Genomic DNA, 25,474 nt, shown 5'->3' on the forward strand with positions numbered 1-25,474 from the left:
ACGCCCCCCCGCACCCGGGGCTGGCGGTAGGCCCTGCTGGGGCCCCGCCGCCCGGCCCGTCGCCGTTCTAGGCCGTCGCCAGGGGCCGTCAGCCGGTGACCGGCAGATCGTGGTGCTTGACCGGCTTCGGCGCGGGCGCCTCGGCGGGACGCTGCGCGGGGACGCGGCCGCAGGTGGCGGACGCGACCCGGACGGCGCCCTTGCCGCCGGGCAGGTTCAGCTGCATGGCGGTGACGGCGAGCCGCCCGTTCGGCATGCGCTGCTGCTTGTTGAGGACGAGCGAGGTGCGGCCGACGCCCTCGACGTCCACCGGGACGGTGGTGTTGGGCGGCGGCGTCGCGTCCAGCCGCTTGCCCGCGACGGTGGCCCGCGTCAGGTGCGCGCCGCCCTGGCCGTTGTGGCAGGTCGCGGTGACCGCGTTCGCCATCAGCTTCGCGGTGGGGACGGCGAGGTCCGTGACGTTGGAGCGGGCGTTCGAGGGCGTCGCGTCGACGTTCAGCGCGGACGCGCGGACGGCCTTGAGGCGGTCCTCGCTGAGCACGCTCTTGTGCGCGGGGCCGCCGTCGGACGAGACGGCGGGCACCGGCGGGACGGCGCCGAGCGGCCCGGTGGCGGCGAGCCCGAAGGCCGACCCGGACCCGGACGGATCGGGCGGCGCGGCGAGGGCGGGTCCGGTGGCCGCGGCGGCCGCGGCGGTGAGGCCGGCGGCGAGCAGGCCGGCGGCGGTCAGGCGGGTGAAGGCGTGCATGGATCGTCTCCGATCGGTGTGTATCCGGATGAAGGGACGGCCGTGGCCGTCGAGCGGGGTTCGCGGGGTCCCGCCGGCGCGTCCGGGCGCCGGCGGACGGCGTGCCGGGCGTACCGGCCGCCGGGCTCAGGCGTCGATGAACACGAGGCTTCCGAGCGGGACCTTGGAGAGGGACTGGAGCGCGTCCTGGGGCACGCGCACGCAGCCGTGGGTGACCGCCTTGCCGAACACGGACCGGTCGGGCCAGCCGTGCAGGGCGACGGTTCCGGGGCCGCCGCCGAAGCTGTCCAGGGTGGCCGAGTGCGTGCCGAGCGGCAGCACCAGCGGGCTGGGCGTCTTCTTGGCGGGGGCGAGGGTGGCCAGCATGAAGGTGCGGCCGGTGGGCGTCGGGGTCTTGGCGGCGCCGACCGCGACCGCCCAGGAGCCGGCGGGCTTGCCGGACTTGAGCAGGGTGAGCCGGCGCCGCGACAGGTCGACCTTGACGGTGTAGGGCGTGTGCGCGGTGAGCAGGCCGTCGGCGGCGCCGGAGATCCAGCCGGTCGATCCGTTGGGGCGGCTCGGCAGCAGCACGCGCCGCCAGTCCCCGGAGCTCTGCACGACGGGCACCCAGGTGGGGCCGCCCAGTTCCGTGGCGGGGAGCGTGGCGACGGTCCGTCCGCCGGGCTTGTCGAGGACCGGGACGGGCTTGGCGGGGTGCACGACGAGCCCGCCGGTGGCGCCGTCCGGTGCGTCGTCGTGCGGGACGCCCTTGAGGCGGGCGAACGTGGTGGCCTCGGTGGCGCCGGCCGCGCCGCCCGGGGCCTGCGCGGGGGTCGCCCGGTCGCCGCCGCGGGCGGAGGCGGTGTTGGCGGGCGAGTGCCCGCAGCCGCCGAGCAGCAGGCCGGCGCCCGCCAGCAGGGTGCCCGCCGCGAGGGCGGCGCGCGGCCGCCGGGCGGGGTCGGCGCGGAGGCGGCGGGCGGTCATCGCGGCCTCCGCGCGGGTCTTCCGGCCTTCCGGTCGCGATGATCGGGAAAGGCATTGTCATTCGCCATGGGGCCGGATGCTAGTAGTGGAGGAGGCGCCCGTTCGGTAAACGGCGAAAATGAGCGCGGCGTGTCCAGGAAAGTGCCCGGATAATTGCCGTCTGATTTCCGTTTATCGGGAGATTCGGCACATGCCTGGTTTTGGGGACTGAAAGGGTGGATCGGAGGATGATGGGGCCGGGGGAGAAGGGGTATCAGGCCATCATGGGGAACGAGCCGCCGCCGGTGTCGCGGCCGGACGCCGCCTCGTGGAACTCCGCGAGGCCCCACAGCAGCGCCGCGCGCGCGGGCGCCGGCATCGCGGCCAGCACGTCGGCGATCTCCGCGCGCCGCCGCACGCGCAGCCGGTCGAGCAGCGCCTCCCCGTCCGCGCTGAGCCGGACGGTCACCTCGCGGCGGTCCCGGCCGGGGTCGCGGATCAGCAGGCCGGCCGCCTCCAGCCGGTCGCACAGCCGGCTCGCCGACGACACCAGGGCGTCCAGGCCGGCGGCCAGGCTGCTGATGTTGACCGGGCCGCGCTCCAGGATGAACAGCGCTCTGAGCTGCGTGGACGGCACCGGGACGTCCGGCGCGTTGTGGGCGTGCGACCATACGCTCATCAGCGTGAACGCGGCATCGTCGAGAGCGGCAGCGGACCGGGCCGCATCATCACCCGACGTGTCCACCATGCCCTCCACTGTTACACACGACGTCTTCTGCGGCATCCCGGGCCGGTTCCGTCCCGGATCGAGATGAGGGAATCTGTGACTTCCCGTCCAGAGCGCGGCGATGCATTCGCGGCGTTACAGAATGCGATCTGGGCCGCCCGGCCGGACGATCTGGTCGCCGCGGCCACCGCGGAGCTGGCCCGGCAGTGGCCGGGGGCGCGCGCCGAGGTGCTGCTCATCGACTATCGGCAGGCTTTCCTCGTCCCGGCCGTCCGCGGGGTGGCGGAGACGTTCGGCCGCGATCCCGCCGACGAGGACGTCCCGCTCGACAACACCGGTCCCGGGCGGGCCTTCGCCGGGCAGCGTCCCGACCGGGAGGTGTCCGGGCTGATCGGCGGGAGGCTCCTCCACCTCCCGCTCACCGTGCAGGGCGAGCGGCTCGGCGTGCTGACCGTCCGCGTCCCGGGCGAGGCCGGCGCCGAGGAGCCGGAGCCGCCGTGGCTGGCACGGGCGGCGGAGGTCCTCGCCCGCGCTCTGAAGATCGCCGACGCGGCGACGGACCTGTTCCGGCGGATCCGGCGCCGGACGCGGCTGACCGTCGCCGCCGAGATGCAGTGGGACCTGCTGCCCCCGCTGTCCCGCGACACCGCCGGGTTCCACCTGGCCGGGCAGCTCGAACCCGCGTACGCGGTGTGGGGCGACAACTTCGACTGGACCTCGTCCGGCGACCGGCTGACGCTGACCGTCAGCAACGGCATGGGCACGGGCACGTCCGCGGCGGCGCTCACCCACCTGGCGGTCAGTGCGCTGCGCAACGCGCGCCGGTCCGGCGCCGACATCGCCGAGCAGGCCGTGCTCGCCGACCAGTCGGTGTACGCGCTGCACCGGGGCGAGCGGAGCGTCGGGACGCTGCTGATGGAGTTCGAGCTGGCCACCGGCCGGGTCCGGGCGGTGGACGCGGGCTCTCCGAAGCTGTACCGGATGCGCGGCAACCTCACCGAGGCGATCGAGTTCGACGAGCAGCTTCCGCTCGGCATGTTCGGGGACAGCCGCTATGCCGTGGAGGAGTTCACCGTCGAACCCGGCGACCGGCTCGTCATCGTCAGCGACGGGGTCCACGCGGCCCTGTCGCCGAGCGGACAGCCGTACGGGGCGGTCGCGCTGCTCCAGGCGCTGCGGGACACCCGGCTGCAGGAGCCGCCCGAGGCCGTCCGCGCCCTGATCCGGCACTACGTCGCGTACTACGAGGGCGGTGAGCCCGCCGACGACGCGGTGATCGTCTGCGTCGACTGGGACGGCCTGCCCGGCGCCGAGCCCGTCAGCGGGGGAGCTTGACGACCGTCACGAAGAAGTCGTCGATCCGGCGGACCACCGACACGAACTGCTCGAAGTCGACCGGCTTGGTGACGTAGGCGTTCGCGTGCAGGTGGTAGCTGCGCAGGATGTCCTCGTCGGCCTCGGACGTCGTCAGCACGACGACCGGGATGCTGCGCAGGTCCTCGTCGGCCTTGACCTCGCCGAGCACCTCCCGGCCGTCCTTGCGCGGCAGGTTCAGGTCGAGCAGCATCAGGTCGGGACGCGGCGCGCCCTCGTACTCGCCCTCGCGGCGCAGGAACGCCATCGCCTGCTCGCCGTCGTTCACCACGTGCAGCTTGTTGGCGACCTTGTTGTGCTCGAACGCCTCGGTGGTCAGCAGGACGTCACCGGGGTCGTCCTCGACCAGCAGCACCTCGATGGGGCGCGCGCCGTCATTCATCGTCGTCTCCGATGGGAAGGGTCCAGTGGAAGGTGGTGCCGGGGTCGTCCTCGCCGCGCTCCTCGCCGGCCAGCCAGATCCGTCCCCCGTGGTACTCGACGATCTTCTTGCACAGCGCGAGGCCGATGCCGGTGCCGGTGTACTCGTCCCGCGGATGGAGCCGCTGGAAGATCAAGAAGATCCGGTCAGCGTAGCGGGGTTCGATGCCGATCCCGTTGTCGGCGCATGTGAACTCCCATTCGTCGCCCTCCCGCCGGACGCTGACGGTGACCCGCGGGGCGACGCCGGGGCGGCGGAACTTGAGCGCGTTGCCGACGAGGTTCTGGAACAGCTGCGTGAGCTGCGTGCGCTCGCCCGGCACCACGGGCAGGTCCGCCACCTCGACCTGCGCGTCCGTCTCCTCGATCAGCGAGCCGAGGTTGTCGAGGGCCTGCGCGGCGACCTCGTTCAGGTCGATCGCGTCCTCGGGGCGCGCCATGCGGCCGACGCGGGAGAAGCCGAGCAGGTCGTTGATGAGCGCCTGCATCCGCTTGGCGCCGTCCACCGCGAACTGGATGTACTGCCGGCCGCGCTCGTCGAGCTGGTCGCCGTAGCGGCGTTCGAGCATCTGGCAGAAGCTCGCCACCTTGCGCAGCGGCTCCTGAAGGTCGTGGCTGGCGACGTAGGCGAACTGCTCCAGCTCGGCGTTGGAGCGGCGCAGGTCCCCGGCCTGCTCGTCCAGCAGCGCGGCCCGCTCGGTGCTGGTCCGCCACTCCTCGATGATCCGGCGGCGCATCGCGTCGATGATCTCGGTCAGCTCGTTGATCTCGGCGGGCCCGGACACGTCCAGCCGGTGCGCGAAGTCGCCCTGCGCCACCTCGCGGACCTGCGCACCGAGCGACGCGACGGGCCGCACCACCGTCCGGCGGATCACCAGGGCGAGCGCGACCACGGCCACCGCCGCGATCAGCAGCGCGGCGCCCACCGACCACAGCGCCGCGTTCGCGCGGGCCCGCAGCCGGGCGGACGCGTGGTCGTGCAGGGTGGTGATGCCGCTCTGCAGCGGGGTCATGCCGCCCCGCGCGCGGTCGAACAGCCCGCCCGCCTGCCGGCTCTGGCCGCCGCTCAGCCCCCCGCCGCCGTGCCCGGCCGCGATCGGGTCGGCGAACCGCGCCCGCCACTCCTTCGAGCCCGCGGTCACCCGGTCGAGGAGGACGATCACCCGGCCGCCGTCCGGCACCTGCGCGAGCAGCCGGCGCATCGTCGCGGCGGACGCCGCCTCCTGCGCGACGGCCCGGCGGTACTCGGTGATCCGGTCCGCGCCGCCCTCCTCGGTGTACCGGCGGATCGCGGTGTCCTGCGCGGCGATCGCCGAGGACAGCTTGTACTGCTCCAGCGCGACCGGGTCGACCCGGTCGATGAGCGTCTCGCGCGCCTTCCCGGACTGGTACAGCGCCGTCCCGGCCACGACGAACGCCGCGAGCAGCAGGACGCCGAGGACCGCGGACCCGACCCGGTAGATCTGGACGAGGCGGAGGCGGCCGATCCCCTTCGACGCGGGCAGCTCGGCGCCCTCCGGCACGACCGGCGGCGCCAGCAGCTCGGGCGCGCTCGCCTCCTCGGAAGCGCTCGCCTCTTCGGACGCGTCGGGAGCACCGGGCGCGTCGGGCGCGTGGGCCTCGCGGGCCTCGCGGGCGGCGCCGGTCTTCTCGCGCGGGGCGTCCTCAGAGGTCCCGGCGGTCTCGCGCGGCGCGGCCTCGGAAGGCGCGGCGGTCTCGCGCGGGGCGTCTTCGGGCGTCTCCTGTCGCGGTTCCCCGGGGCCGGTCGCCGGCCCGCCGCCGGCCGTCACAGGTCACCCCGGCTCAGCAGCAGGACCGCCAGGTCGTCGGACAGCACGTCCCCGTTCAGCCGCTCCGCCTCCGTGATCAGCCCGTCCACCAGCACGTCCCCGCGCTCGCCGCGGGCATGCGCGGCGCGCGCCAGCCTCTCCAGCCCGTCGAGGTCGAGGCGCTCGCCGCCCTCGCCGACGCAGCCCTCGATCAGCCCGTCGGTGAACAGCATCAGCCCCCACGCGTCGCCGGACACCCCGTCGAAGACCGCCCCCCCCAACCCCCCCCCCCCGCCCCGCGCGGGCCCGGGGGGCCCCCCCGGCAGGCCCCGCACGCCGGACGGGTCGAAGAGCAGCGGGCAGGGGTGCCCGGCCCGGTACAGCCGGACGCTGCGGCGGTCGGGCGCGATGGCGGCCATGCAGAGCGTCGTGAAGATCTCCTCGCCCCAGCGCTCGTGCTCCAGGACGGCGTCGAGCGTGGACAGCAGCCGTTCCCCGGTGTGCCCGGCCAGCACCAGCGTCCGCCACGCCATGCGCAGCCGCACCCCGAGCGACGCCTCGTCCGCGCCGTGCCCGCTGACGTCCCCGATCACCGTGTGCACGGTGCCGTCGTCGGTCTGCACCGTGTCGTGGAAGTCGCCGCCGAGCAGCGCCCGGTCGCGGCCCGGCCGGTACCGGGTGAGGTGCCGCAGCGAGTCGTCCTTGAGGATCGGGACGGGCAGCAGCCCGCGCTCCAGCCGCGCGTTCTCCCGGCCCACCGCGCGCGCCTCGACGAGCTGCCGCTCCGACTCGTCGGCCCGCTTGCGCTCGATCGCGTAGCTGATGGCGCGGCCGAGCAGAGCGCCGTCCACGTCCTGCTTGACGAGGTAGTCCTGGGCGCCCGCGGCGACCGCCTGGACGCCGACGTGCGCGTCGGCGAGGCCGGTGAGCACCAGCACGGCGGTGGACGGCGCGCGGGCGATCACCTGGCGCAGCGCGTCCAGCCCGGACGCGTCCGGCAGGGACAGGTCGACGATCACGCACTGCACCTCGGGGCGCAGCCGCTCCAGCGCCTCGGCGAGCGTCGAGGCGACCGTGATCTGCACGTTGGGCTGGACCTCGGTGAGCAGTTCCTCGAACAGGAACGCGTCACCGGGATCGTCCTCCACCAGGAGGAGATGGGGAGAGCCGGCCACCCCCGGAAGACGCTCGGCACCGCGACTGTGCATCGCGGTCATAGCTCAGCTCCTTCGCCCCGGGAGGCCCCCGCGGGCGGGGGCGGCGTTGGTTGCCATCGAGCAAATGTTACGGGCAGCGCAGCAGTGGCACGACCGGCTATGACACTAATGCTCCAGCATGACGGTAACGATCGTCCTCCCCGGGCCACTTCCCTGTGATGGACACACCAGGACGGACGGAGGAGCACGCGGTGGCAGACCCAGCCCCCCGTGAGAGGGCCCCCGACGAGAGACGCTTCACCGCGATGTACGACGCCTGCCGGCAGCGCGTGTGGGCGTACGCCGCCGCACGCGCCGGGCGGCAGATCGCGGACGAGGTGGTGAGCGAGACGTTCGCGGTGGCGTGGCGGCGGCTCGCGGACGTCCCCGACCCGCCGCTGCCGTGGCTGCTCGGCGTCGCCCGGAACGTGCTCCGCGACGGATACCGCGCGGAGGCGCGGCGCGAGGCGTGCACGGCCGAGCTGGCCCGCTGGGCGCCGCGGCCGTCCGGTGACATCGCCGAGGACGTGGCGGAGCGGCTCGCCGTCCTCCGCGCGATGGCGGCGATCCCCGAGGGCGACCGCGAGGTGCTGATCCTCGTCGCCTGGCAGGGGCTGAGCCCGCGGGAGGCGGCCCGGGTCGTCGGCTGCTCGCCGGCAGCGCTGCGGGTCCGGCTGCACCGGGCCCGCAGGCGCCTGCTGCGCGCCGCCGACGCGGGCGCCGGGGCCGAGGCCGGTCCCGCGGGGACGCCCGGCCAGGCGCGGGGTCCGGCGCGGGGTCCGGCGGCCGAGGCGGCGGGCCGCCCGGTGCGTCCGCAGATGGGAATCGTCAGTGAGGAGAGGGCATGAACGACGTGCTGCGGACGCTGCGCGAGGCGAGGCCGGCGGAGCTGAACCCGGACGCGCCGGTCGGTGACGAGGTCCGGCGGGCCGAGCTGGCGCGAGCGATGGCGGCGCCGGCCGGGTCCGGCGCGCGGGAGGCGCGGGTGCCGCGGCGGTCCCGGGTCCGGCCGGCGTGGGGGCTCGGCCTGGCCGGTGCGGTCGCGGCCGCCTCGGTGGGCGTCGTGGCGGTGACGTCCGGGGGCGACGGCGGTCCGAAGGCGCCGGGCCACGGCCCGCAGGCCGGGCCGGAGCGGCCGCTCGACGCCCGGACGGTGCTGCTCGCCGCCGCCGAGAAGCTGGACAGGACGTCCGAGCCGGCCGGGCGGTACTGGCACAAGTCGACGGTCGGCACCAGCTCGTGGCTGGCCCGGGGGCAGGGCGGGGAGCGGTACACCGTCCTGCTCATGGAGAGGTCGGACGAGTGGGCCCCGGGCGGGCCGGGCGGGAAGATGATCGCCCGGCAGCAGCGGCTCGGCGTGAAGCCCGCGTCCCCGGCCGACGCCGCCGCCTACCGGCGGGCCGGGTCGCCGAAGACGCTGTCGCTGCAGGTGCCGATCCAGCCGAGCGGCAAGGGCGGCTACAAGGCCATGAAGGTGTCGACCGGGCCGGGGACGGCGTCGACGAGCCGCTCCGCGCTCGTCGACGGCGACAAGGTCTACTGGCTGGGCCGGAACGTGACCATGAAGCAACTCCAGAGCCTGCCGGACGACCCGGCGCGGCTGAAGAAGGAGGTGCTGCGCTGGTACGACGGGCACGACACCGAGTCGTCGAGCGTGCCGATGAAGGCGGACGCGTGGCTGTTCCGGGTCGCGGGGAGCCTGGTCACCGAGCTGCCCGTGCGGCCGAAGGTGCGGGCGGCGGCGTTCCGGCTGCTGGCCGGGCTGAAGACGGTCGACTCCGTGGGCAGGGTCACCGATCCGCAGGGCCGCACCGGCGACGCGATCGGGATGACGGAGAAGAGCGCGAGCGGGACGGTCCGGCATCTGCTGGTGATCGACCCGGCGACCGGAAAGGCGCTCGCCGACGAAAGGGTGCTGCTGGCCCCGTCGGGGAAGGAGCCGCGGCCCGCCGGAACGGTGCTCGACTCCAGCTCCGTGATGACCATGGAATGGACGGATTCCGCGCCGAAGTGACGCGTCGGCGGTGATCCGCGCCCATGCCGGGCGCGCATCGGGGAGGGACGGTGCCATGGCCTCGGCGGCCGTGCGCCGTCCCTTCCGCCGCTTCGCGAAACGGGTCGCCGTGATCGGGGCGTGATGGCGTGATCAGGCGCTTTTGGGGGTCCGGCGGGCGGTTCTCTGGGCGGCCCGCCGCTGCGCGGCGGCGGTGCGGGCGCGGTTCAGGCTGTCGCGGACGCGGGCGGCGCCGCGCATTGCGGTGGCGGAGTCCTTGACGCGTCCGGCATAGGCGGCGAGGACCTCCGCAACGGGCGGCGGCTGCCATTCCTCCTTGGCGGTGACCGGCGGGACGGGCGCTTGTGCGGGCGGGGCGGGTCGTGCGGCGGACGGTGAAGCGGGCCCCTTGGCGGGCACCGTGTCGGACGTTGTATCGGGCACGGTGCCGGAACCCGGGGCGGGCACCGCTGCGGGGGCGTTATTTCCGGGCACGGGGACGAGCGCGAGATGGGAATGGCAGTGCGGGCACTGCACCCCCGGATGAGTGTCTCTGCTCATAACAAGAATCATTACCCAAAGCACTGACAAAACAGCGCCGCGCCCTTTTGACGATCATCCGGGGCGGTCCGATGACGCGGGTGTCAGGGCGTGAGGGGGCGCACGCCCCGGCGCGGGGCGGGGTGCGCCGCGCGCCGTCCGGACGAGGAAAAGGGCTGGTGGGAACGGGTGCGGACGGCCGCCTCGGGGTGCTGGTGGCGGACGAGCAGCAGCCCGGAGCACACCAGCGCGAGGGCGAGCACGAGCCAGGCCGCCATCCGCCCGGCGCGCAGCCCGTACCCGCTGGTGATCCACAGCAGGTGCAGGGCCCAGCGCCGCCACTGGTGCGGCTCGCTGCGGCGGCGCATCTCCAGCGCGCTGTAGCGGAAGTCGCGGGCGAGGCGGGCGCGGTCGGAGCCCGCCGTGGCGCGGGCCAGCTCCCGGTAGAGGTCCTCCAGCCCGCCCACGCCGCACGCGGCGTCGCCGTCGGTGCGCGCCAGGTCGTCGGCGAGCACGGCGCGGCCGGCGCCGCCGTGCCCCCAGGGCCGCCAGCGGTGCCGGTCCGGGACCGTCGCGAACGGGCAGTCGCCGCTGATCCGCAGCCGGTCGGGGCGGACGAGCCCGAGGAAGCCGCAGCCGCTGAGGTCGACGTCGGCGAGGTGCAGGCGGGCCGCGTCCACCCGGCGCAGCGACACCAGCCGGACCGTCGCGGGACCGGTCCACGACTCCGGCTCGGCGAGCCCCTGGAACGGGTTCGGCAGCGACCGGACGTTCACCGCCGCGTCGAAGCAGGCGCCCTCCAGGTCGAGCTCGGCGCGGCGCAGCCGGAACTCGGCCTCGCCGCGGACCGTGAGGGCGCGGGCGTGCACCGCGCGCGCGGCCGCGTGGACGCGCAGCCCGCCGCGCGCCGCGGCGTCCGCGAGGCCGATCCGGCCGCCGGCGACGAGCGGGCCGAGCCACAGCCCGCTCCGGAACCGGGTGCGCTCGAACCGGGCGTGCCGGGCGACCTGGACCCGCCGGAACGAGACCGCCGCGCCGAAGCACGCGCCCTGCATCGCCGCGTCCCGCCCGAACCGGGCGCGGTCGAAGCAGGCGGCGCCGAAGAACACCGCCTTGGGGAACGCGGCGTCGGCGTGCCAGACGGCCTCGCCGAACAGCGCGTCGCCGCTGAACACCGCCTCCTCGAAGGAGGCGTGCCGGTGGAACCGCGCCTCGTGGAAGGAGGCGTTGCCGCCGAACCGCGCCCCGCGGAAGGAGACGTGGCCGAAGAACCGCGCGTCGAAGAACGACGCGCCGCCGAGGAAGCGGGCGCCGTCGAACGAGCTGTCGCCCTCGACGCACACGCCGCGCAGGACGGCGTGGGCCGGCAGCACGGCGCCGTCGAACCGGGCGCGGCCGAGGTGCGGGCGCCCGTCGGGGCCGGTGACCGCGTCGAGCACCGCGTCCAGCAGCGACGGGGAGACCGTGACGCCGCGCAGGTCGAGGTCGCCTCCGGGGCGCAGCCCGGCCGCGAACCGCTCGAACTCGGCGGGCCGCAGATGGGCGGGGCAGCCCGCGAATCCGCCGGCGGCGCGCCCGGTGCATCCGTGGACGGCCGAGCACCGCGGCCACAGGACCGCGGTGGAGGACGGAAGGGAAGGCTCGTGAGAGGTCACCGTCCCGTTGTACCTACAGGGCGTTCCCCCGGGAAGCTCTCCCGGCGGTCAGGTCGTTACTTCCGCATGGTTACTGTACGCACGGGAACGGCCACACTAGGACGTTGATTGGCTGTTTACCTCGTCTGTCACCGCTTTCGCGTAAGTCCCTCGTTCTTCTTCGGGTTTGTCCGTGCCGTCGTACTGTGAGCGCATGGGGGAACGGAGCCGCTGGATCGCGGACCTCGACGCGCTGCCGGGCGACGCGCCGGACCTCGCGGACCGCGTCCTGACCCGCCTCGTCGACGCCGGGATCGTGCTGGCCGAGCGGACCGACTGCGTCCTCGGCGACGCCCCTGGCGGGTACGCGCCCGGCCCGGCCGCCGGGTCGGTGGCGATGGGCGACCCGGCCGGCTTCCCGGACCTGTGGCCGAACGGCCTGGAGATCGACGTCGGCCGCGGCGCCTACTACGGGACGATGCGCGAGGACGACCGGGTGCGGTGCCCGCGCTGCGGCGCCTGGCTGCCGTTCGAGACCGTCCTGGACGCGGTGGAGGAGTGGCTGGAGGGCGGTCCGGACGCGCTGGTCTGCGCGCGCTGCGGCGAGCGGACCGGGTTCAACGGCTGGCGCTGGCCGGTGCCGTGCGCGTTCGCGGAGCTCGGGCTGCGGTTCTGGAACTGGCCGCCGCTCGCCGACGTGTTCGTCGCGGACCTGGCGGCCTGGCTGGGGCACCGCCTCGTCACCGGTTCCTGCGGCGTCTAGCCGCGGTCGGCCGGGAGAGGACCTATGTCCCGGTTGATCAACGGGAACCGCGGGCATGATCGACGTATCTGACTCTTCGTCGAAACATCGGCGTTCCACCATTGTTCACCTTGGTCAGGGAAAATTGGGGACATGACCGTCAATCCAGGACATCTTCCTCGTGCCACCGAAGCGCTGCCCGACGACCGCTTCCTCGATCGCGAAGAGAGCTGGCTGCGCTTCAACCAGCGCGTCCTGGAGCTGGCGGAGGATCCCGAGCTGCCGCTGCTGGAGCGCGTCCGGTTCCTGTCGATCTTCGCGAGCAACCTCGACGAGTTCTTCATGGTCCGCGTCGCCGGCCTGGCCCGCCGGATGGCGACCGGCCTCGCCGTCCAGTCCGCCAGCGGCCGGCAGCCCCGCGAGGTGCTGGAGCGCACCGGCGAGGTCGCGCACCAGCTGATGCGCCGGCACGCCGCCTGCTTCCGCGAGGAGGTCCTGCCCGACCTCGCCAAGGAGGGCATCGAGATCCTGCGCTGGGACGAGCTGGCCGAGACCGAGCAGGAGCGGCTGCGCCGGCTGTTCCGCGACCGGATCTACCCCGTCCTCACCCCGCTGGTCGTCGACTCCGCGCACCCCTTCCCCTACATCTCCGGCCTCTCGCTGAACCTCGCGGTGATCGTCCGCGACCCGGAGACGGACGCGACGATGTTCGCCCGGGTCAAGGTGCCGCCGCTGCTGCCGCGCTTCTTCGAGGCGTCCCCCGACCGGTTCACCCCGCTGGAGGACGTGATCGCCGCGCACCTCGGGCAGCTGTTCGTCGGGATGGAGGTCGTCGAGCACCACGCGTTCCGCGTCACCCGCAACCAGGATCTGGAGATCGACGACGACATCAGCGAGGGGCTGCTCCAGGCGCTGGAGCGCGAGCTGCTGCGCCGCCGGTTCGGCCCGGTCGTCCGGCTGGAGGTCGAGGAGTCGATCTCCGACGGCGTGCTGGAGCTGCTCACCACCGAACTGGCCATCGAGGAGCGGCAGATCTACCGGCTCGTCGGGCCGCTCGACCTCGCCGGGCTCGGCGCCATCGCCGACCTGGACCGGCCCGAGCTGAAGTACCCGCCGTTCGTGCCGTCGAAGGAGGCGCTGCCCGAGGACGTGGACATCTTCTCCGCGATCCGGCAGGGCGACGTCCTCGTCCACCACCCCTACGACTCGTTCACCACGACCGTGCAGCGGCTGATCGAGGACGCCGCGACCGACCCCGGCGTCCTCGCGATCAAGCAGACGCTGTACCGGACGAGCGGCGACTCCCCGATCGTCGACGCGCTGATGAGCGCCGCCGAGGCGGGTAAGCAGGTCGTCGTGGTGGTGGAGCTGAAGGCCCGCTTCGACGAGCGCGCCAACATCGCGTGGGCGCGCAAGCTGGAGACGGCCGGCTGCCACGTCGTGTACGGGTTCGTCGGGCTGAAGACGCACTGCAAGCTCGCGCTGATCGTCCGCGAGGACCCGGACGGCACGCTGCGCCGCTACTGCCACATCGGCACCGGCAACTACCATCCGAAGACGGCCCGCCTCTACGAGGACTTCGGCCTGCTGACCTGCGCCCCCGACGTCGGCGAGGACGTCAGCGCGCTGTTCAACCACCTCACCGGCTACTCCCGGCAGGGCTCCTACAACCGGCTGCTGGTCGCGCCGAACAGCCTGCGGTCCGGGCTCGTCCAGCGGATCGAGCACGAGATCGACAACCACCGCGCCGGGCACCGCGCGCGGGTCCGGATCAAGTGCAACTCGCTGGTCGACGAGGTGATCATCGACGCGCTGTACCGGGCGTCGCGGGCCGGGGTGCCGGTGGACGTGTGGGTGCGCGGCATCTGCGCGCTGCGTCCGGGCGTGCCGGGGCTGTCGGAGACGGTCCGGGTCCGCAGCGTCCTCGGCCGGTTCCTGGAGCACTCCCGGGTGTTCGCGTTCGAGAACGGCGGCGAGCCGGAGGTGTGGCTCGGCAGCGCCGACCTGATGCACCGCAACCTCGACCGCCGCGTCGAGGCGCTCGTCACCGTCACCGACCGGACCCAGCGCGACGAGCTGATCGCGCTGCTCGACCGGGCCATGGACGCCGGCACGCACGCCTGGGCGCTCGACGGCGACGGCACCTGGACCCGCAGCGAGCCCGGCCCCGGCGAGACGCTGCTGGACATCCAGACCCACCTGGTCCGGAGCCGGCGGTGGAGGACGGTCGATGACTGACGCCGGTGCGCACGCCGGCCCGATCCGCGCGGCCGGCGCGCTGCTGTGGCGCGACGGCCCGGACGGCCCCGAGTTCGCGGTCGCGCACCGCCCCCGGTACGACGACTGGTCGTTCCCCAAGGGCAAGCTCGACCGGGGCGAGCACATGCTGCGCGCCGCCGTCCGCGAGATCGAGGAGGAGACGGGCCTCGTGCCGCGGCTCGGCCGCCGCCTCCCGACCGCGAAGTACCGGCACGGGGACCGGCCCAAGCGGGTCGAGTACTGGGCGGCGCGGCCCGTCGCGGAGGCCGCGTTCACGCCGAACGACGAGGTCGACGAGCTGGCGTGGCTGCCCGCGGCCGAGGCCGAGGCGCGGCTGAGCTACCCGCACGACGCCGACCTGCTCCGCGCGTTCCTGGACGGGCCGTCCCGCACCTGGCCGCTGATGATCGTCCGGCACGGGTCGGCGGGGGAGAAGCACGCGTGGCGCGAGCCCGACGAGCTGCGCCCGCTGGACGGGCGCGGCCGGGCGGAGGCGGCGGAGCTCGCCGCGCTACTGCACGCCTTCGGCCCGGCGCGGGTGCTCAGCTCGGCGACGTCCCGCTGCCTGGAGACCGTCCTGCCGTACGCGCGCCGCATCCGCGCGGACGTCGTCACCGACGCCGCGTTCACGGTCGGCGAGACGGGCCCGGACCGCGCCCGGGAGCGGCTGCTCGGCCTGCTCGGCGACGGCGTCCCGACCGTCGTGTGCACGCACGGCGAGAACGTGTCGGAGCTGGTCGCGGGGCTGTGCCGGGAGCTCGGCGAGAAGGTCCCGGACGACCCGAGCCTCCACAAGGGCGAGTTCTGGGTGGCCCACATCGGCGAAGGGGCGCTGGCCGCCCTGGAGCGCCATACGCCCAAGTCCCGTTGAGCCGCGGCGAGCCGTCGCCATCCGGCCGTTCGAAACGACGGCTCGCCGCCGGCCTGACGTTCAGGCCGGCCTCAGAGGGCGCGCTCAGAAGGCGGGCTCAGAAGGCGGGCTCAGAAGGCGGGGCCGAGCGTCTGGGACCAGGTCACCGAGAGCTTCTCGCGGGCGGTCTCCGCCTCGCAGCGCTCCCACCCGTACAGGACGCCGAGGTCGAACGCCTCGGACGGGTTCCGTGTGTGCGCGGCAGCCGCCTTGAGGTGCTCCATCGCGATGACGCCGTCCTGGTAGCCGCCCAAGACCTCCTGGATGCGCTTGGCGTCCTTCGCCACCCGCTTGGCCGCGACCCCCAGCACGGGCATGGCCAGCTCGGCGGCGTACCGCGCGCGCTTGGCGGCCTTGCGGGTCTCGTGACGCGCCACCTCCGCGTCCTCGGCGATCGCGATGGACGTGTACGCGCGCGCCATCCGGTCCCAGGACCGCTTCACCAGGTCTGGGAGTTCCTTGCGCGCCTTGCGGTCGGCGTCCTCCGTCAGCGGCGGCTCCGCGATGAGACGGTCCAGCTCGTTCAGCACCGCGAAGTACCGGGGCTCCTTGAGTGCCGCGTTCATCCGCCTGTAGGCGGTGCGCTCCTGGCGGGCCAGGTCGTCCAGCCACGCGGGCGCCGCCCCGCCCAGCCGCTCCTGGAACCGCATCCGCAGCACCTCCAGGTCGCGGACCTCCCCCAGCACCGCCGCGAGCCACCTCAGCTCCGGCCCGAGCGGTTCCGTGCGCGCCTCGTCCAGGACGGGCCGGTACGCCTTCAGCGTGCTGCGGATCCGGCGGACCGCCACCCGCATCCGGTGCACGGCGTCCTCCTCGCCCAGCCGCGCCTTCGGATCGAACGCCATGACGGCCTCGACCTGCGCCGCGAGGTACGCCATCACCGCGTCGCCCGTCGTCGCGGGGCCCTTCCCGTTGTCGATCGCCGCCACCAGCCGCGCCTTGCACGCGGCACGCGCGCGCGCCGCCTCCGACGGCGCGATCGCCCCGCCGAGCAGCCGGCCGAGCTTCGACGACGACTTCGCGCGCCGCGCCCCCGCCTTCCGCAGCCGCTTGCCCGCCGCCTTCAGCAGGTCGCCCGTCCCGTCCCCGAGCTCGACCTCGATCTCCCGCCACCGCTGCACGGGGGCGTCCGCAGGCGTCTCGTCGTGCACGTCCCGCACGTCCTGGCCCGTCACGAGGTCGTCGGCGACCTCCGCGAGCATCGCGCCGTCGCCCGCGTACAGCCGGACGACGGTCCGCCGCGTCTCCAGCGTCGCCACCGGACGCAGCGGCTCGCCCCGCGTGTACGCCGCGACCAGCGCCGCCAGCCGCGCCGGCACGACCTTCGGGCGTCCGAGCGGAGCGTGCAGCTCCTCCTTGCCGTCCGGGCCCGCCGGCACCTTCAGATGCCATCCCGCGTCCGTCCCGCCGCGCCGCCGCCGCAGCGTGATCCCGTGCGCCGCGAGGCGCAGGTCGGCCGTGTCGAAGTAGCTCGCGTGCAGGTCGAAGGTCTCCGGTTCCCCGGCCGACGCCACCCCCGGCAGCCCGCCCAGCTCCGGAAGGACGAAATCGGCCCGGGCGTCGTACTTGTGCTCGATCTCCAGATGCCTTTCGGCCACGACCAGCTCCTTCGGGGAAGGTTCTTCGGGGGACGGCTTCAACGGCGGCGTGCACACCCAGATGTCCACCATTTCACGCCAAGGTGAACAGGAGTCGAAATCTTGACGGCCTACGATGCGTCCGTGCGCACCCTGGTCCTCTGGGACATCGACCACACCCTCCTTCACGCGGGCGGGCTGTCCGCGGACATCTACGCGGAGGTGTTCCACCGCGTCGTCGGCCGCCCGGCCGAGCACGTCGCGCCGATGGCCGGCCGCACCGACCGCGCCATCACCACCGACACGCTCCGGCACCACGGCGTCGACCCCACGCCCGACGTCCTCGAAGCGTTCACCGACGAACTCGCCCTCGCCTTCGAAGCCCGCGCGCACGAGCTCGCGGCCCGGGGCCGGACGCACGACGGCGCCCGCGACGTCCTGGAGGCCCTCGCCGCCCGCCCGGACGTGATCCAGTCCGTCCTGACCGGGAACATGGCGCGGATCGCCGCCTGCAAGCTGAAGGCGTTCGGCCTCGACGCGTTCCTCGACCTGGAGATCGGCGCGTACGGCATGGACGGCGTCGAACGTCCGCCGCTGGTGGAGCTCGCCCGCGAGCGCACCGCCGCGAAGTACGGCGAGCGGTTCGGGCCGTCGAGCACCGTGCTGATCGGCGACACCCCGCACGACGTCCGCGCGGGCCACGAGGGCGGCGCGCGGGTCGTCGCCGTCGCGACCGGGGCCACGTCCGCCGCCGACCTGCGGCTGTCCGGCGCCGACACCGTCCTGCCGGATCTGAGCGACACCGCCCAGGTCGTCGCCCTCGTCCTCGGCGTCGCGCGCTAGCGTCCGCCGGCCTCCGCGCGGGGCGCGGCGGCGAGCGTGAGGCTGCCCGGCAGCGCCGCCACGGCGGCGCGGACGCGGGCGGCGAGGTCGGCCACCGAGGGCGGCTCCACCGCCGCGGACGCCCACCCGCCGAGGGCGTGCCGCCACGCCGCGACCAGCATGTCGCCCGCGAGCCGGGGCCGCGCGTCGTCGGGCAGGTCGAGGCGCCGGTGCAGGACGTCCAGGACGGACCGCAGGGTGTCGTCGCAGAAGTGCAGGCCGTGCGCGTCCATCGACGGCGTCACCTGGAGCAGCCGGTAGCTGCGCAGCGCCCGGTCCGCCCACTCCTCGTCCGCGACCCGGTCCAGCGCCGCGAGCAGCACCGACTCCAGCAGCCCGAGCAGCGGCCGGCCGTCGGCCGGGCACGTCTCCAGCTCGTCGAGGAAGGTGCGCCACAGGTCCTCCAGCGGCGCCATCGCGACGGCCTCCTTGCCGGTGAAGTACCGGAAGAACGTGCGCTTGGACACCTCGACCTCGGCGCACACCTCGTCGAGGGTGACCCCGCCGAAGCCGTGCTCGCCGAACAGGTCCAGCGCGGTGTCGATCAGCGCCTGGCGGGTGCGCTGCTTCTTGCGCTCGCGCAGCGACGGTGCCGTGGTCATGCCCAGGAGTGTATCCGGGAAGCGAATGCCACTTGCAGGCGTATGCCACTGAGTGGCATAAATGGGTCTGTTCTCTTCTCGGAAGGTGTCACCTCATGCGTGCTCTGCTCATCGACCACTCGACGGCCTCCGGCCTGCGCCTCGGCGAGACCGCCGCGCCGGAGCCCGCGCCGCACCAGGCGCTGGTGCGGGTCCGCGCCACCTCGCTCAACTACGGCGAGGTCGCCCACGGCATCGCCGGAGCGCCGGACGGCGCCGTGCTCGGCTGGGACGCCGCCGGCGTGGTCGAGCGCGCGGCGGCCGACGGATCCGGCCCGGCCGCGGGCACCCCCGTGGTCACCCTCGGCGCGGACGGCGCGTGGGCGGAACTCCGCGCCGTCGACACCGCGTTGCTCGGCGCCGTCCCGTTGGACGCCGACCTCGGCGCGATCAGCACGATCCCGGTCGCGGCGGCGAGCGCGCTCCGCGCACTGCGCCGGATCGGGCCGCTGCTCGGCAAGCGCGTCCTCGTACTGGGCGCCACCGGAGGCGTCGGCCGGTACGCCGTGCAACTCGCCCGCCTGGGCGGAGCCCACGTCGTCGCGTCCACTGGCGATCCCGCCGCGCACGGCGACGCGCTGCGCGCGCTCGGCGCCGACGAGGTCGTCGCGCACCCCGAGAAAGTCGCCGAACCGGTCGACGGGGTCGTGGACAACGTCGGCGGCTCCCATCTCGTCGCCGCGTTCGGCAGGCTCGCGCCGCACGGCACCCTGATCGCGGTCGGCCACGGGACGGGCGAGGCGGAGACGTTCCCGTTCGGCGACCTCTTCGGCAACGACGGCCGGCACGACCGCTCCCTCGTCACCTTCTACCTGCTCGACGACGGCGACCTCGCCCCCGACCTGGCATGGCTGGGCGGTCAGGTCGCCGCCGGACGGCTCGACCCGGGGATCTCCTGGCGCGGCTCCTGGGACGGGGCGGAGGAGGCCGTCGCCGCCCTCCTCGAACGCCGCCTGCACGGCAAGGCCGTCCTCGAGATCGGCTGACCCCGGCCGGGCCGGCCGCCCCGCGCGGCGGCCGGCCCGCGCGACGTTGCACCATGGGCCCCATGGATGCGCACACCCTGTACCGGCGGTGGCTGTTCGAGGCGTGGTCCGGCGACTACGACGTCCTCGAAGAGATCCTCACGCCCGGCTTCGCCGGCCACTGGCCCGGCATGGACGTCCACGGCCCGGACGGCGTCGCCGAGCAGATCCGCCGGTCCCGCGCCTACTTCGCCGACATCGAGAACACCCTGGACGTCGGCCCCCTCGCCGACGGCGACCTGCTCGCCGCGCGCTGGACCTTCCACGGCTCCTACCAGGGCGGGATCCCCGGCACCACCGCCGAACCCGGCACCCGCATCGCGTTCGCCGGCCACGACCTCTTCCGCATGGAGGACGGGCGCTTCGCCGAGTACTGGCCCATCTCCGACGCCCTAGGCATGATGCGATCCCTCGGCGCCCTCTGAGGTCTCCACCGCCTGAAGGGCGAGCTTGAAGCCCTCGTGGCTGCGGGCGAACCCCAGCGAGTCATAGAAGCGGTGCGCGCCGCCGCGCCTCTTGTGGCTGGTCAGCTGGACGAGCGCGCACCCCCGCGCGCGGGCCCGCTCGATCGCGCTCTCCATCAGCGCCCGGCCGAGGCCGCCGCCGCGCCGGTCCGCGCGGATCCGCACCGCCTCGATCAGGGCCCGTTCGGCGCCGCCCTTGCCGAGCCCGGGGATGTAGGTCGCCTGCAGGCAGCCCACGACCGTCCCGCCGTCCACCAGCACCAGCATCTCGTTGCGCGGGTCGCGGTCGATCGCCGCGAACGCCCGCTCGTAGGCGTCCGTCACCACGACCGACGCCGGATCCACGACCTTCTCCTCGTCCGCCAGCAGAGCCAGAACCGCAGGCAGGTCGGCCCGCGTCGCCGGACGCACACAGCGCATGCCGCCGACCCTATTCCGCCGGCCCGGCGCCGAAAGTCGTCGTCCCCAAGCCGGTCACTTCACCCGGGTCGCCGTGTCGGTACAGGTGACAGCGACCCACGAAGGGACCAGCGATGCAGAAGATCGCCGTAGTGCAGTACAAGGCCCGTCCCGAGCGCGCCGACGAGAACCAGCGGCTGATCGAGAACGTCATGGACGAGCTGGAGCGCGACGACCCGGGCGGCGTCCGCTACGCGGCGTTCCGCCTGGACGGCGACACGTTCCTCCACGTCGTGGTCAACGAGGACGACCGCGACGTCCTGCCGTCGACCCCCGCCTTCCAGGAGTTCCAGCGCGAACTCCCCGACCGCATGGTCCCCGGCACCCTCACCCGAACGACCGCCACCCTCGTCGGCGCCTACCGCGTCCTCCCCACCCACCCCGCCCAAGCAACGACCACCGCCAACTGAACGCGCACAACGGGTGGGCCGACAGGCCCACCCGTCACCCCCCCGCAAACCAAGCGATACGGCTCCCGGAGTTCACCCGTCCCGGCGATCCGGCCCACCGGCATCCTGATCGTCGCCGCCCACTCGGTGGAGGATGTCGCTCAGGTCGGTGACGTGCGGGTGCGCTGGGTACCGCGTCCTCAGGATGCGGTGGACGTGCGCGACGTCGCGGAGGGTCTTCGTGCCGCCTGTCGCGGTGAGGACGCGGACGGCGGTGCGCAACTCGGCGACCGCCCGTTCCGGATCGCCCGCCAGCGCTCGCGCCGACGCCGCCTTCACGCGGTACCACGCGACCCATTCGGAATCGCGGATCGTGCTGGGCATCGCTTCGATGCCGCGGGTGAGGAGGTCGGCGGCCTTGGCGTGCTCACCGAGGTATCCGTAGATCAGGCCGCGTTGCATGGTGAGCATCTCGGCGCCGTAGAAGTACAGGCCATCCGGGTCGTCGGTGTCTCCGCGTCCGGCGAGGAAATCCTCGGCTCGGCCGACGGCCCGGAGCGCACCCTGCCGGTCGCCCAGCAGGGCCAGGGCCCGGCCACGCTGCTGCGTCGCCACGGTTCGCGTGTCCGACGCCGTGGCGAGACCCGCGGCGGCCTCGGAAAGGCTTGCCATGTCGCCGTACTCGCCTTTCGCCCATGCCAGATGACCTCGCATTGACAGCGCGGTCGCCGCCAAGTCCTTGTCGTCGGCCTGCAGCCCTAGCCGGAGCGCTTGGTCGTAGAGCGGTTCGGCCGCCGCGTGGTTGTTCACCGCCGTGCTGAGCCACCCGTTGAACTGGGAAGCCTCGGACGCGATCGCCAGGAGCCGTGCGACGAGCGGGCCCCGAGCGTCGCGCAGCAGACGCATGATCAGCGCAAGGTGCGCCCGTGCCGCGCCCAAGACGGCGTGAGAGCCGACCACGTCCTCGACCCGCCGCTGGTTGGCGAGCGTGGCCGCCAGACCGTCGATCACGACGCCGTCGAGCCGGGCCGGATCACGCACCGCGAGCGTGAGCCGCTCATGCTCGTCCGAGAAGGCGCGGCGAGCGTCATCGGCGGCGAAGAGGGCTTCTTCGGGGGTGTTGAGGGCGCGGGCGTAGAGGAGGCGGTAGCAGGGGCCTACGGCGTGCTCGCCGGCTTCGTGGCCGCGGATGGTGCGTTCGAGGTCGCGCAGGGACGGGAGGCGTTGCCGGACGCGCTCGGGAGCGACGTCGCGGAACCGTTCGGCCAGGTCGGCGACGGTCAGGCCGTGCGCTTTCCGAGCGGCCCGCAGCCGGGCCCCGGCGCGCTTCTTCTCGGACACCGCAGTACACCTCGTTCCGGATATCCGCGGAGATGGTCCGTGTCCACGCTCGTCTCCGATTATCACGGTGACCTGCGCCACCCGTCATCGATTTACTGAGAGTGATCGAATCGGCACCGAGCGAGGGAACGACGGCGACAGATGACGGGCGCGAGGAGAGGTGGGCCGCCTGCGCTTTTCGCGTGGGACGTCGCCCTGCGCGAGGGAGGGGAGTGCGGCGTCACCGACGACCAGGCGGCCGCGCTCCGGCACGTCCGGCGGGCCCTTCAGGGGGCGGACGCCGGGGCGCGGGGGCGAGTGCGCCTGGTGACCGTCGGGCTGTCGGGACGCGTCGAGTACGTCGAGCTGGGGATCGTCGTGGAGGCGCAGCGCGACGGCGGCGCGGTGGTGTGGGCGTGGTGAGGGCGACCGAGCACCTGGAACGGCTGGCCGTGGCCCTGGACACGGCGGGCTGGACGGTCGACCGGCGGTGCAGGAGGCTCGGCCGTCGCGAAGCTCGCGAAGCGAGGTCGCGCCCGCCCGAGGACGGTCAGAGGGCGAGCCGCCAGGCGAGCCCTCTGGGCCGGGCTTGCAACCTACAGGTGGTACTTCATGCCCATGTGGGAGGGGCGGAAGCCGATCTTCTGGTAGAAGCGGATCGCGTCGGGGCGCTGGCGGTCGGTGGTGAGCTGGACGACGCGGCAGCCGCGGGCGCGGGCCTGGTCGATGGCCCAGGCGAGCATGGTCTGGCCGAGGCCGCGGCCGCGCTCGTCGGCCGCGATGCGGACGCCCTCGATCTGGGCGCGCTCGCCGCCGGTGTAGGTGAGGCCGGGGATGTAGGTGAGCTGCAGCGTGCCCGCGACCGTGCCCGCGACGTCCGCCACGATCAGGTGGTTGTTGGGGTCCTTCTCGATGGCGGCGAAGGCGGTGACGTAGGCCTCGGGAATCTCCTCGGCGAGTGTTTCGCGGGTCGCGCCCAGGGGATCGTCGGCCAGGAGCCGGACGATCTCGGGGAGATCGGCGGCCGTCGCCTCGCGAAAGGTCACTTCTTGATCACGCTGCACGTCACAAGGTTATCCGGGCGCTACGTTGCAATGTTCACAACGACTTGTAGTACTACGGTTCGTAGTACTACGTTGGGTGGAGACCACCCCAGAGCGAACCGCCGGTGGCCTCCTCACCATGCCCCGCAGGGAGAAAGCCATGCACAACGACGAGAACGAGGAACACTGGACCGACCACGCCATCTGCCGCGGCGCGGATCCCGACCTGTTCTTCCCGATCGGCTACTCGGCGCCGGTGCTCCAGGCTCAGATGGACGCGGCGAAGGCGATCTGCGCGAACTGCCCGGTGAAGGCGGAGTGCCTCGCGTGGGCGCTGCGGGTGGGCGAGCCGGACGGCATCTGGGGCGGGACGACCCCGGAGGAGCGGCGCTACCTGCGCCGGACCGCGGAGGCCCCGGCGCGGCGCCGGCTGCCGGTGATCGTGGTCCGCGGCGACGCGTCCGAGTCCGAGCACGCCTCCGCCGCCTGAACCGGTCGCGCGCCGGCGCGCTCGCCCGGCGAACCGGTACAACCAAAAGCACGGGAAGTGGACTACTTCACTGAACCGGTGGCGTCCTAGCGTCGGCGGCATGTCCACTCTCACCACATTGATGCACCAGGTTCCGCCCTTCATCCCCTCGGGTGCCGAGGCGATGACCGCGACGGTCGAACTGCCCCCGGGGGACCCGGGCACACCGCCGCACCGCCACTCCGGCCCCGTCTTCGGCTACCTGGTCGAAGGCGAGATGGTGTTCGAGCTGGAGGGCGAGCCCGAACGGGTGATCCGCGCCGGCGAGGCGTTCTGGGAACCCGGCGGCGACGTGATCCACTACCAGGCCGCCAACAACCTCGCCGACGGCTGGACCCGTTTCGTCATCGTCATGCTGGGCGTCCCCGGCGAGCCGATGCTGACCCTCGTCGACGAGGCGGAGCTGCGCGCGCGCCGAGACCGCCGGGCGCCGCGTCCGGTTCACCCGGCGTAGCGGGGCGGGGTCTCCGCCTGACCTGTCACCGCGTCGACGACCCCGGTTAGGGCCTCCAGGGCGCCGTGCCAGGCGTGCGGGGGAGGGGTGGCGAAGCCGATGACGAGCGCCGCGCGGCGTTCGGGGGACGCCTCGTGCCAGTACCCGTCGGTGTGCAGGCCGTGCAGGCGGAGGCCCGCGTAGAGCCCGGTCTCCACCAGCGCCCGCTCCTCCCCGGCCGACCCGGCCGGGAGCAGGGCGTGCAGGCCCGCGGCCACCCCGTCCAGCGGGCGCGCGAGCCGGTCCGCCAGTTCCGCGCGCCGCCGCCGATGGACGAGCCGGGCCCGCCGGACGTGCCGGTCGTAGTCGCCGCGTTCCAGCAGGTCGGCGAAGGCGAGCTGGTCGACGGCGGGCACCGCCGCGCCGAGGTCCTCCAGCGCGGCCAGCACCGGGTCGAGCAGCGCGGGCGGCACGGCGAGCCAGCCGAGCCGCATGCCCGGGGCCAGCGCCTTACTGACGCTTCCGGCGAAGACCACCCGGTCGGGGGCGAGCGCCTGCATCGCCCCGACCGGCTGCCGGTCGTAGCGGAACTCGCCGTCGTAGTCGTCCTCGATCACGAAGCCGTCCCGCCGGCGCGCCCACGCGGCGAAGGCCGCCCGGCGGGACGGCGCGAGCACCACGCCGCACGGGTACTGGTGGGCCGGGGTGAGGAGCACGGCCCCGGCCTGGTCCGGCAGGCCGGCGGGGTCGGCGCCGTCGCCGTCCACGCGCAGCGGGACGACGCCCAGCCCCGCCGCGCGCAGCAGGTCCCGGTGCCGGGGCAGGCCCGGGTCCTCGGTGGCCGCGCACCGGACGCCGATGCTCCGCAGGGCTCGTCCGAGCACCGCGAGCGCGTGGGCGAAGCCCGCGGTGATCACCACGGCTCCCGGGTCGGCGCGCACGCCGCGCGTGCGGGCGGCGTATCCCGCGATCGCGGCCCTCAGCACCGGCAGCCCGGCCGGTTCCGCGTAGTCCCAGGCAGTCGGTGAGGCCGAAGCCAGCGCCCGCCGCACCGCCGAGGCCCAGGCGGTGCGCGGGAACGAGCTGAGATCCGGGCGGCCCGGCCGCAGGTCGAACTGCGTGCCGGGGCGGCGTGCGGGCGGTTCCGTGTCCGGACGGGCCTCGACCGCGCCGACGGCGGCGACGCGGGTGCCCGACCCGGGCGTCCCCGACAACCATCCCTCGGCCGTCAGCTGGGCGTAGACCTGGACGACCGTCCCCCGCGCGATCCCGAGATCGGAGGCGAGGGTCCGGCTCCCGGGCAGCCGGGTGTCCGGGGCGAGCCGCCCCGACCGCACCGCCGCGCGCAGGGCCTCCTCCAGGGCTCGCCCCACACCGCCGCCCTGCGTCACGTCCAGGTGCAGGTCGAGACCGGGTCCGTCCATCGCCACCTCCTCCGGACACTGTCCCGCGTCCGGC

27 protein-coding genes are annotated in these 25,474 nt (G+C 74.1%); 13 read left to right on the forward strand and 14 right to left on the reverse strand.

Features of this window, described 5'->3' with window-relative positions; genetic code table 11:
- Positions 1-88: 88 nt before the first annotated feature.
- The 3 genes from ABT299_RS38885 to ABT299_RS38895 form a co-directional block, all read right to left on the reverse strand.
- Complete coding sequence (locus ABT299_RS38885) at positions 89-748, reverse strand: choice-of-anchor P family protein (protein WP_190850398.1); 660 nt, start codon at positions 746-748, stop codon at positions 89-91.
- Positions 749-874: 126 nt separating this feature from the next.
- Entirely contained in the window at positions 875-1,711 is an 837-nt protein-coding gene (locus ABT299_RS38890; RefSeq protein ID WP_500253796.1) for a L,D-transpeptidase, read from the reverse strand.
- A 253-nt stretch (positions 1,712-1,964) separates the two neighbouring features.
- Positions 1,965-2,438 carry a MarR family transcriptional regulator gene (locus ABT299_RS38895; protein WP_190868944.1) on the reverse strand — a complete coding sequence of 158 codons (474 nt, stop codon included), beginning with the start codon at positions 2,436-2,438 and terminating at the stop codon, positions 1,965-1,967.
- A gap of 75 nt (positions 2,439-2,513) precedes the next feature.
- On the opposite strand from ABT299_RS38895, the gene ABT299_RS38900 reads away from it, so the two are divergent.
- On the forward strand, positions 2,514-3,752 hold the full coding sequence (locus ABT299_RS38900) for a PP2C family protein-serine/threonine phosphatase (RefSeq protein WP_500253797.1): 1,239 nt from the start codon (positions 2,514-2,516) through the stop codon (positions 3,750-3,752).
- Here ABT299_RS38900 and ABT299_RS38905 read toward each other — a convergent pair.
- Genes ABT299_RS38905 through ABT299_RS38915 form a run of 3 tightly spaced genes read right to left on the reverse strand, consistent with a single transcriptional unit; the run spans position 3,736 to position 7,197 of the window.
- On the reverse strand, positions 3,736-4,173 hold the full coding sequence (locus ABT299_RS38905) for a response regulator (RefSeq protein WP_151544042.1): 438 nt from the start codon (positions 4,171-4,173) through the stop codon (positions 3,736-3,738). The genes ABT299_RS38900 and ABT299_RS38905 overlap by 17 nt on opposite strands.
- On the reverse strand, positions 4,166-6,001 hold the full coding sequence (locus ABT299_RS38910) for a sensor histidine kinase (protein ID WP_500253798.1): 1,836 nt from the start codon (positions 5,999-6,001) through the stop codon (positions 4,166-4,168). Before ABT299_RS38910 ends, ABT299_RS38905 begins: the two co-directional genes overlap by 8 nt.
- Entirely contained in the window at positions 5,998-7,197 is a 1,200-nt protein-coding gene (locus tag ABT299_RS38915; protein WP_500253799.1) for a PP2C family protein-serine/threonine phosphatase, read from the reverse strand. The genes ABT299_RS38910 and ABT299_RS38915 overlap by 4 nt, the downstream gene beginning before the upstream one ends.
- A 191-nt stretch (positions 7,198-7,388) precedes the next feature.
- On the opposite strand from ABT299_RS38915, the gene ABT299_RS38920 reads away from it, so the two are divergent.
- Together ABT299_RS38920 and ABT299_RS38925 are read left to right on the forward strand one after the other, a co-directional pair.
- Positions 7,389-8,024: an RNA polymerase sigma factor gene (locus ABT299_RS38920; RefSeq protein WP_500253800.1), complete on the forward strand. Its 636-nt coding sequence runs from the start codon at positions 7,389-7,391 to the stop codon at positions 8,022-8,024.
- On the forward strand, positions 8,021-9,190 hold the full coding sequence (locus tag ABT299_RS38925) for a CU044_5270 family protein (protein ID WP_500253801.1): 1,170 nt from the start codon (positions 8,021-8,023) through the stop codon (positions 9,188-9,190). Before ABT299_RS38920 ends, ABT299_RS38925 begins: the two co-directional genes overlap by 4 nt.
- Positions 9,191-9,322: 132 nt before the next feature.
- Here the strand turns inward: ABT299_RS38925 and ABT299_RS38930 are convergent, their stop codons facing one another.
- Together ABT299_RS38930 and ABT299_RS38935 are read right to left on the reverse strand one after the other, a co-directional pair.
- Positions 9,323-9,613, reverse strand: a complete 291-nt coding sequence (locus ABT299_RS38930; protein WP_500253802.1) for a hypothetical protein — start codon at positions 9,611-9,613, stop codon at positions 9,323-9,325.
- Positions 9,614-9,813: 200 nt separating this feature from the next.
- Entirely contained in the window at positions 9,814-11,364 is a 1,551-nt protein-coding gene (locus ABT299_RS38935) for a pentapeptide repeat-containing protein (RefSeq protein ID WP_500253803.1), read from the reverse strand.
- 193 nt (positions 11,365-11,557) lie between these two features.
- Between ABT299_RS38935 and ABT299_RS38940 the strand changes: the two genes are divergently transcribed.
- The 3 genes from ABT299_RS38940 (at position 11,558) to ABT299_RS38950 (ending at position 15,215) form a co-directional block, all read left to right on the forward strand.
- Positions 11,558-12,106: a hypothetical protein gene (locus ABT299_RS38940; protein ID WP_190868044.1), complete on the forward strand. Its 549-nt coding sequence runs from the start codon at positions 11,558-11,560 to the stop codon at positions 12,104-12,106.
- A 132-nt stretch (positions 12,107-12,238) separates the two neighbouring features.
- Positions 12,239-14,323, forward strand: coding sequence for an RNA degradosome polyphosphate kinase (locus ABT299_RS38945; protein ID WP_190868047.1), 2,085 nt, complete (start codon positions 12,239-12,241; stop codon positions 14,321-14,323).
- Positions 14,316-15,215 carry an NUDIX domain-containing protein gene (locus ABT299_RS38950; protein ID WP_500253804.1) on the forward strand — a complete coding sequence of 300 codons (900 nt, stop codon included), beginning with the start codon at positions 14,316-14,318 and terminating at the stop codon, positions 15,213-15,215. The genes ABT299_RS38945 and ABT299_RS38950 overlap by 8 nt, the downstream gene beginning before the upstream one ends.
- A gap of 110 nt (positions 15,216-15,325) precedes the next feature.
- On the opposite strand, the gene ABT299_RS38955 is transcribed toward ABT299_RS38950, so the two are convergent.
- Positions 15,326-16,852 carry a CYTH and CHAD domain-containing protein gene (locus tag ABT299_RS38955; protein WP_500253805.1) on the reverse strand — a complete coding sequence of 509 codons (1,527 nt, stop codon included), beginning with the start codon at positions 16,850-16,852 and terminating at the stop codon, positions 15,326-15,328.
- A 123-nt stretch (positions 16,853-16,975) separates the two neighbouring features.
- Here ABT299_RS38955 and ABT299_RS38960 point away from each other — a divergent pair, with 123 nt between their 5' ends.
- Positions 16,976-17,674 (forward strand): haloacid dehalogenase-like hydrolase, encoded by a 699-nt coding sequence (locus ABT299_RS38960; protein WP_190868053.1) that lies wholly within the window; start codon positions 16,976-16,978, stop codon positions 17,672-17,674.
- On the opposite strand, the gene ABT299_RS38965 is transcribed toward ABT299_RS38960, so the two are convergent.
- Positions 17,671-18,315 (reverse strand): TetR/AcrR family transcriptional regulator, encoded by a 645-nt coding sequence (locus ABT299_RS38965; RefSeq protein WP_500253806.1) that lies wholly within the window; start codon positions 18,313-18,315, stop codon positions 17,671-17,673. The genes ABT299_RS38960 and ABT299_RS38965 overlap by 4 nt on opposite strands.
- Before the next feature lie 95 nt (positions 18,316-18,410).
- On the opposite strand from ABT299_RS38965, the gene ABT299_RS38970 reads away from it, so the two are divergent.
- Positions 18,411-19,340, forward strand: a complete 930-nt coding sequence (locus ABT299_RS38970) for a zinc-binding dehydrogenase (RefSeq protein WP_500253807.1) — start codon at positions 18,411-18,413, stop codon at positions 19,338-19,340.
- Between the two features lie 62 nt (positions 19,341-19,402).
- Entirely contained in the window at positions 19,403-19,804 is a 402-nt protein-coding gene (locus ABT299_RS38975; RefSeq protein WP_500253808.1) for an ester cyclase, read from the forward strand.
- Here the strand turns inward: ABT299_RS38975 and ABT299_RS38980 are convergent.
- Positions 19,772-20,263: a GNAT family N-acetyltransferase gene (locus ABT299_RS38980; protein ID WP_500253809.1), complete on the reverse strand. Its 492-nt coding sequence runs from the start codon at positions 20,261-20,263 to the stop codon at positions 19,772-19,774. The genes ABT299_RS38975 and ABT299_RS38980 overlap by 33 nt on opposite strands.
- 113 nt (positions 20,264-20,376) lie before the next feature.
- Here ABT299_RS38980 and ABT299_RS38985 point away from each other — a divergent pair, with 113 nt between their 5' ends.
- On the forward strand, positions 20,377-20,712 hold the full coding sequence (locus tag ABT299_RS38985) for an antibiotic biosynthesis monooxygenase family protein (protein WP_190868064.1): 336 nt from the start codon (positions 20,377-20,379) through the stop codon (positions 20,710-20,712).
- A 72-nt stretch (positions 20,713-20,784) separates the two neighbouring features.
- Here ABT299_RS38985 and ABT299_RS38990 read toward each other — a convergent pair whose 3' ends face one another.
- Positions 20,785-22,032, reverse strand: a complete 1,248-nt coding sequence (locus ABT299_RS38990; RefSeq protein WP_500253810.1) for an NsdA family TPR-like regulatory protein — start codon at positions 22,030-22,032, stop codon at positions 20,785-20,787.
- 141 nt (positions 22,033-22,173) lie between these two features.
- Between ABT299_RS38990 and ABT299_RS38995 the strand changes: the two genes are divergently transcribed.
- Complete coding sequence (locus tag ABT299_RS38995; RefSeq protein WP_500253811.1) at positions 22,174-22,434, forward strand: hypothetical protein; 261 nt, start codon at positions 22,174-22,176, stop codon at positions 22,432-22,434.
- Positions 22,435-22,607: 173 nt separating this feature from the next.
- Here the strand turns inward: ABT299_RS38995 and ABT299_RS39000 are convergent, their stop codons facing one another.
- Positions 22,608-23,057, reverse strand: a complete 450-nt coding sequence (locus tag ABT299_RS39000) for a GNAT family N-acetyltransferase (RefSeq protein ID WP_433252509.1) — start codon at positions 23,055-23,057, stop codon at positions 22,608-22,610.
- Between the two features lie 157 nt (positions 23,058-23,214).
- On the opposite strand from ABT299_RS39000, the gene ABT299_RS39005 reads away from it, so the two are divergent.
- Positions 23,215-23,544, forward strand: coding sequence for a WhiB family transcriptional regulator (locus ABT299_RS39005; protein WP_151543281.1), 330 nt, complete (start codon positions 23,215-23,217; stop codon positions 23,542-23,544).
- Positions 23,545-23,644: 100 nt separating this feature from the next.
- Positions 23,645-24,037 (forward strand): cupin domain-containing protein, encoded by a 393-nt coding sequence (locus ABT299_RS39010; protein ID WP_500253812.1) that lies wholly within the window; start codon positions 23,645-23,647, stop codon positions 24,035-24,037.
- On the opposite strand, the gene pdxR is transcribed toward ABT299_RS39010, so the two are convergent.
- Positions 24,025-25,440: a MocR-like pyridoxine biosynthesis transcription factor PdxR gene (gene pdxR / locus ABT299_RS39015; protein ID WP_500253813.1), complete on the reverse strand. Its 1,416-nt coding sequence runs from the start codon at positions 25,438-25,440 to the stop codon at positions 24,025-24,027. The genes ABT299_RS39010 and pdxR overlap by 13 nt on opposite strands.
- Positions 25,441-25,474: the final 34 nt, after the last annotated feature.

This window comes from Spirillospora sp. NPDC000708, assembly GCF_040299565.1.
Taxonomy (GTDB): domain Bacteria; phylum Actinomycetota; class Actinomycetes; order Streptosporangiales; family Streptosporangiaceae; genus Spirillospora.